12 protein-coding genes are annotated in these 12,140 nt (G+C 45.0%); 2 read left to right on the forward strand and 10 right to left on the reverse strand.

Translation table 11 applies throughout. The annotated features are described in order from the left end of the window. Positions 1 to 98 precede the first annotated feature (98 nt). Together pta and KI742_RS14840 are read left to right on the forward strand one after the other, a co-directional pair. A complete protein-coding gene (gene pta / locus KI742_RS14835) occupies positions 99 to 2,243 on the forward strand; it encodes a phosphate acetyltransferase (protein ID WP_005380805.1) in 2,145 nt (714 codons plus the stop codon). 343 nt (positions 2,244 to 2,586) lie between these two features. Further along, a complete protein-coding gene (locus tag KI742_RS14840) occupies positions 2,587 to 3,009 on the forward strand; it encodes a hypothetical protein (RefSeq protein WP_005380804.1) in 423 nt (140 codons plus the stop codon). A 114-nt stretch (positions 3,010 to 3,123) separates the two neighbouring features. On the opposite strand, the gene KI742_RS14845 is transcribed toward KI742_RS14840, so the two are convergent. The 10 genes from KI742_RS14845 to moaB all read right to left on the reverse strand — a co-directional run bounded on the left by KI742_RS14845 (position 3,124) and on the right by moaB (position 12,134). Continuing rightward, positions 3,124 to 4,071 carry a glutathione S-transferase family protein gene (locus KI742_RS14845; protein WP_167415362.1) on the reverse strand — a complete coding sequence of 316 codons (948 nt, stop codon included), beginning with the start codon at positions 4,069 to 4,071 and terminating at the stop codon, positions 3,124 to 3,126. Between the two features lie 167 nt (positions 4,072 to 4,238). Continuing rightward, a complete protein-coding gene (oppF, locus tag KI742_RS14850; RefSeq protein WP_005387265.1) occupies positions 4,239 to 5,252 on the reverse strand; it encodes a murein tripeptide/oligopeptide ABC transporter ATP binding protein OppF in 1,014 nt (337 codons plus the stop codon). Then, positions 5,231 to 6,202: an ABC transporter ATP-binding protein gene (locus KI742_RS14855; RefSeq protein WP_005380792.1), complete on the reverse strand. Its 972-nt coding sequence runs from the start codon at positions 6,200 to 6,202 to the stop codon at positions 5,231 to 5,233. The genes oppF and KI742_RS14855 overlap by 22 nt, the downstream gene beginning before the upstream one ends. A gap of 27 nt (positions 6,203 to 6,229) precedes the next feature. Then, the gene (gene oppC, locus KI742_RS14860; RefSeq protein WP_017633861.1) at positions 6,230 to 7,132 is read right to left on the reverse strand and encodes an oligopeptide ABC transporter permease OppC; all 903 of its coding nucleotides are present in this window, start codon (positions 7,130 to 7,132) and stop codon (positions 6,230 to 6,232) included. 15 nt (positions 7,133 to 7,147) lie between these two features. Beyond that, the gene (gene oppB, locus KI742_RS14865) at positions 7,148 to 8,068 is read right to left on the reverse strand and encodes an oligopeptide ABC transporter permease OppB (protein ID WP_005380786.1); all 921 of its coding nucleotides are present in this window, start codon (positions 8,066 to 8,068) and stop codon (positions 7,148 to 7,150) included. 128 nt (positions 8,069 to 8,196) lie between these two features. Next, positions 8,197 to 9,873 carry an ABC transporter substrate-binding protein gene (locus tag KI742_RS14870; RefSeq protein WP_017633862.1) on the reverse strand — a complete coding sequence of 559 codons (1,677 nt, stop codon included), beginning with the start codon at positions 9,871 to 9,873 and terminating at the stop codon, positions 8,197 to 8,199. Positions 9,874 to 10,404: 531 nt separating this feature from the next. Next, positions 10,405 to 10,860, reverse strand: coding sequence for a molybdopterin synthase catalytic subunit MoaE (gene moaE, locus KI742_RS14875; RefSeq protein WP_005380781.1), 456 nt, complete (start codon positions 10,858 to 10,860; stop codon positions 10,405 to 10,407). Between the two features lies 1 nt (position 10,861). Further along, a complete protein-coding gene (moaD, locus tag KI742_RS14880) occupies positions 10,862 to 11,119 on the reverse strand; it encodes a molybdopterin synthase sulfur carrier subunit (protein ID WP_017636051.1) in 258 nt (85 codons plus the stop codon). Further along, positions 11,116 to 11,595, reverse strand: coding sequence for a cyclic pyranopterin monophosphate synthase MoaC (moaC, locus tag KI742_RS14885; protein ID WP_005380779.1), 480 nt, complete (start codon positions 11,593 to 11,595; stop codon positions 11,116 to 11,118). Before moaC ends, moaD begins: the two co-directional genes overlap by 4 nt. A 26-nt stretch (positions 11,596 to 11,621) precedes the next feature. After that, positions 11,622 to 12,134, reverse strand: coding sequence for a molybdenum cofactor biosynthesis protein B (gene moaB, locus KI742_RS14890; protein WP_005388935.1), 513 nt, complete (start codon positions 12,132 to 12,134; stop codon positions 11,622 to 11,624). Positions 12,135 to 12,140: the final 6 nt, after the last annotated feature.

Raw genomic sequence — 12,140 nt, forward strand, 5'->3', positions numbered from 1 at the left:
ATTCAAACGAATTTCTTAGGGGCTCAACTCCTATTCTTCGAGCTTCATGGAATAAGAGTTGAGCTTTTATCCCCCAAATAGCTAAAGGTACTCTACGAATGTCTCGTACTATTATGCTTATCCCTACTAGCGCAGGCGTTGGCCTAACAAGCGTTAGCATGGGTGTTCTTCGCGCTATGGAGCGTAAAGGCGTTAAAGTTTCTTTCTATAAGCCAATCTGTCAGCCACGTTCAGGTGGTGATCAGCCAGATCTGACTTCAACTATCGTTGGTCGTAACAGCGATATGAAGATCGGTGAACCAATGGCGATGTCTGTTGCTGAAAGCCTAATCGGTAACGACAACATGGACGAGCTGCTAGAAACCGTTGTTGAACGTTACAACCAAATCAACAAAGACGCAGACGTTACGCTAATCGAAGGTCTTGTACCTACTCGTAAGCACCCATTTGCAAACCAAGTAAACGCGGAAATCGCGGCAACACTTGGTGCAGAAATCGTGCTAGTTGCGACTCCAGGTACTGATAACCCTGCGCAACTGAAAGAGCGTATCGAAGTAGCATGTTCTAACTTCGGCGGCACTAAAAACAAAAACATCTCTGGTGTTATCATCAACAAGCTAAACGCTCCTGTTGACGAAGCTGGCCGTACTCGCCCTGACCTTTCTGAAATCTTTGACGATGCAGACAGCGCGAAACAAAACGAATTGAAAGTGATGGAAATTTTTAACACTTCTCCAATTCGTGTACTAGGTTGTGTGCCATGGAGCATTGATCTGATTGCGACTCGTGCAATCGACATGGCTAAGCACCTGAAAGCAGATATCATCAACGAAGGTGACATCAACACTCGTCGCATCAAGAGCATCACTTTCTGTGCACGTTCTCTGCCAAACATGATTGAGCACTTCAAACCGGGCTCTCTACTTGTTACTTCTGCAGACCGTCCTGATGTTATCGTTGCTGCTTCTCTTGCTGCAATGAACGGTGTGGATATTGGTGCAGTACTGCTAACTGGCGGTTACGATATCCCTAGCGAAATCGAAGGTCTATGTAAACCAGCATTCGACACTGGTCTACCTATCTTCAAAGCACAAGGTAACACTTGGCAAACGTCTCTAAACCTACAGAGCTTCAGCATCGAAGTACCTGCAGACGATAAAGAGCGTATCGAGTTCATCAACGAACACGTTGCTGGCCACATCGACGGTAACTGGATCGAGTCTATGACTGAAGGCACTCAGAAGTCTCGTCGTCTAAGCCCACCAGCGTTCCGTTACCAGCTAACTGAACTTGCTCGTAAAGCAGGTAAGCGTATCGTTCTTCCAGAAGGTGACGAACCACGCACAGTTAAAGCAGCGGCAATCTGTGCTGAACGCGGCATTGCAGACTGTGTACTTCTAGGTAACCCAGATGAAATCCGTCGCGTAGCGGCTCAACAAGGCGTTGAGCTAGGTACTGGTGTAACCATCATTGATGCAGATGCTGTTCGTGAAAACTACGTTGCTCGCCTAGTTGAGTTGCGCGGTGCTAAAGGCATGACTGAAGTTGTGGCTCGTGAGAAGCTACAAGATTCAGTATTCCTAGGCACAATGATGCTTGAGAACGACGAAGTTGACGGCCTAGTTTCTGGTGCTGTTCACACTACGGCGAACACTATCGTTCCTCCGTTCCAAATCATCAAGACGGCACCAAATGCGTCTATCGTATCTTCAGTATTCTTCATGCTTCTGCCTGATCAAGTACTGGTTTACGGTGACTGTGCAATCAACCCAGATCCAACTGCTGAACAGCTTGCTGAAATCGCTATCCAATCTGCTGACTCTGCAGCAGCATTTGGTATCGAACCACGCGTTGCAATGATCTCTTACTCTACTGGTGAATCTGGTAAGGGTGCAGACGTTGATAAAGTACGTGAAGCAACAAAACTGGCTCAAGAGAAACGTCCTGATCTTATCATTGACGGTCCTCTACAGTACGACGCTGCTATTATGGAAAACGTTGCTGCTTCTAAAGCACCAAACTCTCCAGTTGCAGGTAAAGCGACAGTATTTGTATTCCCAGACCTAAACACGGGTAACACGACTTACAAAGCGGTACAACGTTCAGCTGACCTAGTATCTATCGGTCCAATGCTGCAAGGTATGCGTAAGCCTGTAAACGACTTGTCTCGTGGAGCGCTAGTAGACGACATCGTGTACACCATCGCTCTAACAGCTATCCAAGCAGACCAAGAAGCTAAATAATCGCTTCTGACATCTAGTTAGATATAGATACAAAGCCCTCGATTCGTCGAGGGCTTTTTCTATTGCTGGCCAGAACACTTATTTGTTTTTTATACCAATCACTGCACAACCTATAATTACTGGTGCGCAAAGCTTTTCTCCCTATCGCCCCACCACACCTAATCGACAATGCTCGCGCTTGTTCTTACACCGATTGACCCATTCCCCAAAATACATTGGCTCCAAGGCAGCACGGCCCCTGTTCAATTTATCGGCATTATTTACGTTTTAGCTAAACTTTTTTGCTAGGAAATACGTAAAAGCTACTGCAATGCACAAACTCATTGACTGCTAAGGAATATATATGAAGGATTTCATCAATACATCACTGATAAAGTTTGGTTTAGCTGCGTTTCTGATTAGTTTTTCTTCATTCAGCTTTTCCGCCCCGAGTATTAAAGGCGTCGATCAAGATATGTCCGGAGGAACGGTGACCGCTGAAATGGCTCATGCTGATGACAATGGGTGGATGGTTGTCCACCGAACAGACGAATCAATGAAGCCTGGTCCTGTTATCGGCTACGCTCCGTTAAAAATGGGAAAGAATGAAAACGTAAATGCAATTTTGATGGAACCAGTAGAATCAGGCGATATGCTGATGTTAATGGTCCACGGAGAGAAAGGTGGCATGAAGACTGGTGTGTTTGAGTATACGCTCGGCGCTAAAGAGGACGGTCCTGTAAAAGTGGACGGAAAGCTAGTGATGGACATCGTACGCGCTAAGTAAGGTGGCGATGAATGAAAAAGTAAACTTCCTACTCCCGGTATTTAGATGACACAAAAGTACTTAACGGCATTGCTAACCGTTAAGTACTTTTTCATTTGCGATGGAAGCAGCAAACTAGCCAATCCTTTCTCTTCCATGAGGAGTATTTAGGTCTAAATCAGGCCCTTTTGGTACAACTTGCGTCGGATTAATCCCAGTGTGGCTGAAGTAGTAGTGGCGTTTAATGTGATAGAAATCCGTTGTTTCTTCGACGCCTTCGACTTGATATAACTCTTTTAAGTAGCCTTGTATATTTTCGTAGTCTGCGATGCGCTGCTTGTTACACTTGAAATGCCCCACATACACCGCATCAAAACGAATAAGAGTCGTAAACAAACGCCAATCCGCCTCAGTAATTGTGTTCCCTGCTAAGTAACGATGCGTCGCTAGGTGAGCATCTATTTTATCTAACGCATTAAACAAAGAATCAAACGCTTCTTCATACGCCTCTTGCGTAGTCGCGAAGCCACAACGATACACTCCGTTGTTGACATTCGGATAAACAAAATCGTTCCACTCATCAATAACGTGTTTTAGATGTTCTGGATAGTAGTCGTCGTGATTCCCTGTTAACGCATTGAACTCCGAGTTAAACATACGAATGATCTCTGACGACTCGTTTGACACAATAGTATTGGTCTTTTTATCCCAAAATACAGGCACGGTTACGCGGCCCGTGTAATCGGGTTTGGCCTGCGTGTAAATTTGATACATGCGCGTGTGACCAAACAATGGCTCAGGAAGCCCCATTTGCCAACCTTGGCTGAGCATATCAGGGCAAACGACCGTGACATCAATATGTGGTTCTAAACCTTTCAGCTTGCGGAAAATGAGGGTTCGATGTGCCCACGGACAAGCAAGAGAGACATACAAATGGTATCGACCGGACTCTGGTGTAAACTCCGCATCAGGGTCGTTTTTAACCCAGTTACGGAATCCGGCATCTTCGCGCACAAATTTGCCACCATTTGATTTTGTGTCATACCAGACATCTTGCCAAACACCTTCAACCAACTTACCCATGATTGCTCTCCTCTCGTTCTGTTTGTGTCTATATTAGCGTTTCCTATCAAACAGAGAATCATCGAACTTAGGACATCATGTTCAAGAAATTCGAATGTATAAATCAGACACATAAAAAAAGCGCGACCCGATGAAGGTGTCGCGCTTAAGCCCGTCACAGGCTGAATTTATACACTAACGTGTAAACAAGATACCGCGTGAACGTCATTACCTAAAATGGTTGGCTTTGTCTTCGCACACTCTTCGGTTGCTTGTGGGCAACGAGTGCGGAATACACAACCCGACGGTGGGTTGATAGGTGAAGGAAGATCACCCTCTAGCATTTGGATTTTCTTATTGCGCTCAATATCCGGGTCCGGGATCGGAACCGCAGACATCAGCGCACGCGTATATGGGTGCTTAGGATCAGCAAACAGAGCCTCGGCCTCGCCAAGTTCCACGGCATTACCTAAATACATAACTAAAACGCGATCTGAAATGTGTTTAACGACAGACAAGTCATGCGCAATGAATACCAGAGAAAGCCCTAACTCTTTTTGAATCTCTTTAAGCAGGTTAACCACCTGAGCTTGAATAGATACATCAAGCGCCGATACTGGCTCGTCACAAATGATCATCTTAGGCTTAAGGATAAGCGCACGCGCTATCCCGATACGCTGACACTGACCACCCGAGAACTCGTGTGGGTAACGGTTAATCACGTTAGGTAATAGGCCAACTTTCGCCATCATCTCTTTAACGCGATCTTTCACTTCCTGCTTAGACAGTTCTGGATAGAATGTCTCAAGAGGTTCAGCAATGATATCACCAACAGTCATACGCGGATTCAGCGATGCCAATGGGTCTTGGAAAATCATCTGAATTTCTTTACGCGTCTCACGGCGCTGAACGCTTTTCATTTTAGTAAGGTCTTGACCCAACCAAACTACTTGGCCGTCAGTAGCTTCAACCAGACCAATGATGGCACGAGCAAACGTCGATTTACCACAACCTGATTCACCTACTACACCAAGCGTTTCCCCTTCGTATAGTCGAACGTTCACGCCATCTACCGCTTTCAGGCTCGAAGGCTTTGACCACGGCCATGCCGACTTTGAGGCAATGCTGAAGTGAACTTTCAGCTCAGAAATGTCCAGAATTAGTTTTTTGTCTACTGCGTTCATTTGTTCCAAGCCTCCCATTCAGAAAAACATGCACGCTGACGACCATCACCAAATGGTGTCAGAATTGGCGCCTCGCGCTTACAACGATCCATCACACGGTGACAGCGCTCTTGATAAGGGCAGCCCGGCGGTAGACGAAGCAAGTTTGGTGGATTACCAGGAATGGTCGGCAGAATTTCACCCTCAGTATCGAGGCGAGGAATCGCCTTCAGCAGCCCCTCCGCATAAGGATGGCTTGGATTGTAGAAAATTTCGTTTACGTTGCCGTACTCCATGGTACGGCCTGCATACATCACCAGCACCTTGTCACACGAACCTGCAACCACACCAAGGTCGTGAGTGATCATGATGATCGCTGTGTTGAACTCAGATTTCAGCTCATTCAACAAGTCCATGATCTGTGCTTGTACCGTCACATCAAGTGCTGTTGTTGGCTCATCGGCTATAAGCAGTTTAGGACGACATAACAACGCCATCGCGATCATTACACGCTGACGCATACCGCCTGAAAACTCATGCGGGTACATCGTGATACGCTTACGCGCTTCAGGGATTTTTACCGCTTCCAGCATGCGTACTGATTCTTCAAATGCTTCCGCTTTGCCCATGCCTTTGTGCAGCATAAGCACTTCCATCAACTGATCACTGACTTTCATGTAAGGGTTCAGTGATGTCATTGGGTCTTGGAAGATCATTGCGATCTGTTCCGCACGCACTTTGTTCAGTTCTTTTTCTGGTAAGTTTAGGATTTCTTTGCCTTCAAACTTTGCGCTACCAGAAATAATACCATTCTTAGCCAAAAGGCCCATGATTGCGAATACGGTTTGAGATTTACCTGATCCCGACTCTCCAACGATACCTAAGGTTTCGCCTTGGTTGAGAGAGAAGTTCAAATCGTTTACTGCGGTTACGATACCATCTTGCGTGGTGAATTCGACGCGCAGATCTTTGACATCTAATAAGCTCATCATTGCTTCCTTAATCTTATCTTTTAATTATCTGTCTTTTGGATCCAGCGCATCGCGCAGGCCGTCACCAACGTAGTTGAAGCAGAATAGCGTCACAACCATGAACACTGCTGGGAATGCCAGCTGCCAGATTGCTACTTCCATTGTCTGTGCACCTTCTTGTAGAAGAGCGCCCCAACTTGTCATTGGTTCCTGAACACCAAGACCAAGGAATGATAGGAATGATTCCGTTAGAATCATACTTGGGATAAGCAGCGTAGAGTATACCGCTACAATACCCAGTACGTTCGGTACGATATGACGAGTAATGATTTTCCAGTTGCTTACACCACACACATGTGCCGCTTCGATAAACTCCTTGCTACGTAGACTAAGAGTCTGGCCACGTACGATACGCGCCATATCTAGCCATGCGATAGCACCAATCGCAACGAAGATCAGCATGATGTTACGACCGAAGAATGTTACCAGTACAATCACCAGGAACATAAACGGTACCGCGTATAAAATTTCTAGAATACGCATCATTACGCGGTCAACTTTACCGCCGATGAAACCAGATGCTGCGCCGTAGAGCGTACCAATCAGTACCGCTACAAATGCACCCATAACACCTACCATCAACGAAATACGACCTCCAATTAGCGTACGCACGTATAAATCACGGCCTAAGCTGTCAGTACCAAACCAATGGTCAGCATTCGGTGCAACGTGCATCGCGTACCAGTCAGTATCATCAAATGTGTACGGTGCGATCATTGGCAGGATAATAACCGCCAACGTCATTAGAACAAGAAGGAATAAGCTCACCATCGCCGCTTTGTTGCGCATGAAACGGATACGAGCATCTTGCCAAAGACTGCGACCTTCAATCTCCAAGTTTTCGGAGAATTTCTCAATCGCTTCTAGGTTTTCTTTTTTCGTTAACATAACCAAACGTCCCTGTTAGTAGCGAATTTTCGGGTCAATCATTGCAAGTAAAATATCTACAATCGCGTTGAATAGAATAAATAGGAAACCAATCAGAATGGTTACCCCCATTACTAGCGAGTAGTCACGGTTAAACGCAGCGTTAACGAATAGTTTACCAATACCAGGCAGACCAAAAATGGTTTCGATAACAACGGAACCGGTGATGATACCTACGAAAGCTGGACCCATGTAAGAAACAACAGGGAGAAGTGCCGGCTTAAGAGCGTGTTTGATAATGATATAACGGTAACTTAGACCTTTAGCACGTGCCGTACGAATAAAGTTACTGTTTAGGGTTTCGATCATCGAACCACGCGTGATACGAGCAAAGGTAGCAACATACAGTAGCGACATACCAATAACAGGAAGCACTAAATACTGCCAGCTACCATCTTGCCAACCGCCCGCAGGGAAGATATTCCAGTGAAGCGAGAATATGTAGATAAGCGCAGGCGCTAATACGAAGGATGGCATTACGACACCAAGCATCGCAGTCGACATAATGGTGTAATCAATCCAAGTATTTTGCTTGAGCGCAGCAATGGTACCGACGGTAACCCCCATTATCAAAGTAAAGATAAAGGCGATGAAGCCCACTTTAGCCGAAACAGGTAAGGCAACCGCGATCAGCTCGTTTACTGAGTAATCAAGGTATTTAAATGACGGTCCGAAATCACCTTGGATAACATTGGTCAAATACGTGGTGTATTGTTCAAATACAGGTTTATCCAAGCCATATTTAGCTTCGATATTTGCCATTACTTCGGGTGGCAATGGACGCTCTGTCGAGAAAGGGTTTCCCGGTGCAAAGCGCATAAGAAAGAAAGATACGGTGATCAAAACCAACATTGTTGGGATCGCCTCAAATATCCTTTTTGCGATGAATTTAAGCATAAACTCACTCTTTCAGTCTGTGACAGTTAAATTAAAGAAGTCGTCCAATTCTTTTGGACTAAAGATAGGCGCTACATGCAATTTCTCACATGTAGGGCCTCATTTTTATAGTTCTATCGAGTTACGAATTACTCTGTGATGTAGAGATCTTTAGAGTAAATCTTGTCTTCCGCGTTATTTACTGGGAAGCCACCAACTTTCGGTGATAGTAGACGTGATTTCACGTACTGGTAGATAGGTGCGATTGGCATATCTTTTGCCATCAACTTCTCTGCTTCTAGGTAAAGTGCTTGGCGCTCTTCGTCAGAAGTTGAAGCAAATGCTTTGTTCATGATCGCATCGTACTCTTTGCTGTCGTAGTGAATACCACCAGTAGTGTTATTACTCATCATCAGCGTTAGGAAAGATGAAGCTTCGTTGTAGTCGCCACACCAACCTGCACGAGCAACCTCAAAGTTGCCAGAATCTTTGGTAGATAGATAAGTTTTCCACTCTTGGTTTTCTAGCGTAACGTCTAGACCAAGTGTCTTCTTCCACATTGAACCCAGTGCAACCGCAAGTTTCTTGTGGTTCTCTGATGTATTGTATAGAAGGTTAAATTCAAGAGGGTTGTCTGCGCCGTAACCCGCTTCTTCCAATAGACGCGCAGCTTCTGCGTTACGCTCTTCTTGCGTCATTTTGCCGTATGCAGGAATTTCTGGGTTGAAACCTGCCGTAATTTCAGGTGTTAGGAAGTAAGCTGGCTTTTGACCTTGACCTAAAATCGCATCGGTCACAATGTTACGGTCAATCGCATAAGAAATCGCTTTACGCACACGAACATCATCAAACGGCTTTTTCTTCGTATTGAAGATGTAGTAGTAAGTACATAAGTTACCGGTTACAGACACTTCTTGTGGGTGCTCTTTCTTCAGACGCTTGAAGTGCTCTGTAGGCAGCTCGTTCGTGAAGTCGATTTCACCCGCTAGGAAGCGGTTCATTTCCGCTACTTGGTTCTCGATTGGTAGGAAAGTAACTTGGTCAAGCGTCGTGTTTTCGTTGTCCCAGTACTGTTCGTTACGTTTTAGAACCAAACGCTCGTTTACAACCCAGTTGTCAACAACATAAGCACCGTTACCTACAAAGTTCTCTGGCTTCGTCCATTGATCGCCGAACTTTTCAACAGTTGCTTGATGAACAGGTTTCACTGTCGTGTGGCCCATCATCATTACAAAATATGGTACTGCAGTATCTAACTCAACCACTAACGTGTGATCGTCAACCGCTTTAACACCTAACTCGCTCTTATCTTTTTTACCCGCAACAATGTCTTTTGCGTTCTTCATCTTGGTGTATTCCATGTACCAAGCATATGGAGAGGCGGTTGCTGGATCGACTGCACGTTGGAAGCTGTAAACGAAATCACCTGCAGTGACAGGATCACCGTTTGACCATTTTGCGTCTTCACGTAAGTGGAAAGTGTATGTTTTGTTGTCTTCAGTTTCCCAAGATTCTGCAACACCAGGGATAGTGTTACCGTCCGCATCTTGGTTTACAAGGCCTTCAAGAAGATCGCGAATCACGTGGGATTCTGGAACACCTTGAGATTTATGAGGGTCTATTGTCGCAACTTCTGTACCGTTACCACGCACCAATTCTTGAACAGCAGCAAGTTTTGGCTCTTTAGAATCAGATTTAGCTTCAGGGGCTGGAGCCGGAGCAGGCTCAGCAGCTTGTTTCTCCGCAGGCTTTTCACCACAACCAGCTAGAGCGAGAGAAAGACCAGCACCAATAAATAAAGCGCGCGTGATTTTATTCTTATACATGCGTAAAACTCCAAATTTTTTCGTTAGCATCCATGACTTCTTTGTAAGGGCCTGGAACGGTCAGAGTTTTAGATTTTTTTAGTGCACTTTCTGAGCACAAAAGTCTAAAACCTTACAAAGACTGCGGCACACATTAGCAATCATTGAAGTAATTTGCCATAAAAATGTAGCAAAAAAACCAATAATGCTGACTAAACCACACATATCTAGCAGTAAACTCTAACCCCAAAGCATTCACCAGCCAAATAAAGACCAGAAGCGACATTTAACAGGCGAAACTTTCGATTAATCTGAGTTTAAACCATTTACTAGCATCTTATGCTAGATATTTACACATCATTTAACATTTATGACAAATCAAGTCTAACAAATAATTGTTTATATATTGGGCAAAAAACTTTTATTGTGAAGAATATCACCAGACAAAAGATAGGAAATATTGAAACAAAGTGAGCAATACAATGAAGATAAATACAAAAAAAGCTAAGTACCATTAGCACTTAGCTTTTTTCACTAGAATGCGGGTTAGTTCTATTTTTCCCAACGCTGTGCAGCTTGATGATCGGTGTCGCGCGACTCAATCCAACGATCTTCATTCGTCGTACGCTCTTTTTTCCAAAATGGTGCTTGGGTTTTCAGATAATCCATGATGAACTCGCACGCATCAAATGCCGCGCCGCGGTGCGCACTGGAAACGCCCACAAATACAATTTGATCACCGCTATCCATGTCTCCGACACGATGAATCACGCGTACACCTAATAGTGGCCAGCGAGACTCAGCTTGATCGCAAATGTCGCTCAAGCTCTTCTCTGTCATCCCCGGATAGTGCTCTAGATGTAAACCAATGACATTATCCCCAAGGTTCATATCTCGAACTTTACCAACGAATGTAACGACAGCGCCGGCAGCCGTCCCTTCAGATAGACGTTGATATTCTTGCTCAACCGAAAAGTCTTCAATTTGTACAGAAACACGAGAATCCATCTTAACCCCCAGTTACCGGTGGGAAAAACGCAACTTCGTCACCTGCTTTTACTTGTGTATCCAGAGGGACGATGGATTGGTTCACTGCAGCAAGTAGCTTTCCTGGCTCGAGCGCTAAATCCCACTTGCCATCTTTCTCAGTGCCTTCTTCCACTAGATGTGCACGAATTGATTCAACCGTTTCAAACGGCCCGTCTAACTCGACACTGTCGATGCCAATCAGCTCGCGAGTTTGAGCAAAGAAAAGTACTTTAATCATGATTCCACCTTAAAGTGACCAGATTTACCACCCGTTTTCTCTAGTAGACGAACTTGACCAATGACCATGTCTTTTTGTACTGCTTTACACATATCGTAAATCGTTAGAGCAGCAACGGAAGCTGCCGTGAGCGCTTCCATTTCCACACCAGTTTTACCCGCAAGTTTACATACTGATTCGATGCGAACTTTGTTTTCTGCTTCGATAGCTTCCAGTTGAACTTCAACTTTAGAGAGTAGTAGCGGATGACAAAGTGGAATCAAATCCCAGGTTTTCTTCGCAGCTTGAATACCAGCAATACGAGCCGTCGCAAATACATCACCTTTATGGTGCTGGCCAGAGACAATCAGTTGAAGTGTTTCTGGGGCCATGTGAACAAATGCTTCAGCACGAGCTTCACGAACCGTCTCCGTTTTTGCTGACACGTCAACCATGTTTGCTTCGCCAGAAGCATTGATATGTGTAAATTGGGTCATTGTTTTTCCTTCGCTTTTAGGAAAGGTTATACAGATAGGTGTGGCATGAAGTTACAAGGGCGATGACTTGCATCCAACTGCTGTTTAATAATTTTTGTCCAGCCTGTGCGGCACGCACCAGTTGAACCTGGCATTGCGAAGATCACGGTGTGGTTAGCAAAACCAGCAATCGCACGAGACTGAATCGTAGACGTACCGATCTCTTCGTACGACACCATACGGAACAACTCACCAAAACCTTCAACTTCTTTATCAAATAGAGGCTTAAGTGCTTCTGGCGTGCTATCACGTGAGGTGAAACCTGTACCGCCAGTAATCATGATCGCTTGTACGCTTTCATCAGCAATCCATTGAGAAACAATCGCGCGGATCTTGTACATGTCATCAATAACAATTTGCTTGTCTACTACGTTGTGACCCGCTTCTTGAGCATGCTCAGCTAGGTAACGACCAGAGGTATCGTTTTCTTCAGTACGAGTGTCAGATACCGTTAGAACGGCAATATTTGCAGGTTGGAATTTGCTTTCAGCGTGACCCATTTGTTC

The sequence above is a fragment of the Vibrio sp. D417a genome (genome assembly GCF_030248595.1).
GTDB lineage: Bacteria > Pseudomonadota > Gammaproteobacteria > Enterobacterales > Vibrionaceae > Vibrio > Vibrio alginolyticus.

What these genes read in the sequence shown, in the direction of transcription:
- KI742_RS14870 (WP_017633862.1), bottom strand. Translation starts at nt 9,873, where the DNA reads ATGTATAAGAATAAAATCACGCGCGCTTTATTTATTGGTGCTGGTCTT.
- oppC (WP_017633861.1), bottom strand. Translation starts at nt 7,132, where the DNA reads ATGTTAACGAAAAAAGAAAACCTAGAAGCGATTGAGAAATTCTCCGAA.
- oppF (WP_005387265.1), bottom strand. Translation starts at nt 5,252, where the DNA reads ATGGGAGGCTTGGAACAAATGAACGCAGTAGACAAAAAACTAATTCTG.
- oppB (WP_005380786.1), bottom strand. Translation starts at nt 8,068, where the DNA reads ATGCTTAAATTCATCGCAAAAAGGATATTTGAGGCGATCCCAACAATG.
- KI742_RS14840 (WP_005380804.1), top strand. Translation starts at nt 2,587, where the DNA reads ATGAAGGATTTCATCAATACATCACTGATAAAGTTTGGTTTAGCTGCG.
- pta (WP_005380805.1), top strand. Translation starts at nt 99, where the DNA reads ATGTCTCGTACTATTATGCTTATCCCTACTAGCGCAGGCGTTGGCCTA.
- moaC (WP_005380779.1), bottom strand. Translation starts at nt 11,595, where the DNA reads ATGACCCAATTTACACATATCAATGCTTCTGGCGAAGCAAACATGGTT.
- moaB (WP_005388935.1), bottom strand. Translation starts at nt 12,134, where the DNA reads ATGGGTCACGCTGAAAGCAAATTCCAACCTGCAAATATTGCCGTTCTA.
- KI742_RS14855 (WP_005380792.1), bottom strand. Translation starts at nt 6,202, where the DNA reads ATGAGCTTATTAGATGTCAAAGATCTGCGCGTCGAATTCACCACGCAA.
- moaD (WP_017636051.1), bottom strand. Translation starts at nt 11,119, where the DNA reads ATGATTAAAGTACTTTTCTTTGCTCAAACTCGCGAGCTGATTGGCATC.
- KI742_RS14845 (WP_167415362.1), bottom strand. Translation starts at nt 4,071, where the DNA reads ATGGGTAAGTTGGTTGAAGGTGTTTGGCAAGATGTCTGGTATGACACA.
- moaE (WP_005380781.1), bottom strand. Translation starts at nt 10,860, where the DNA reads ATGGATTCTCGTGTTTCTGTACAAATTGAAGACTTTTCGGTTGAGCAA.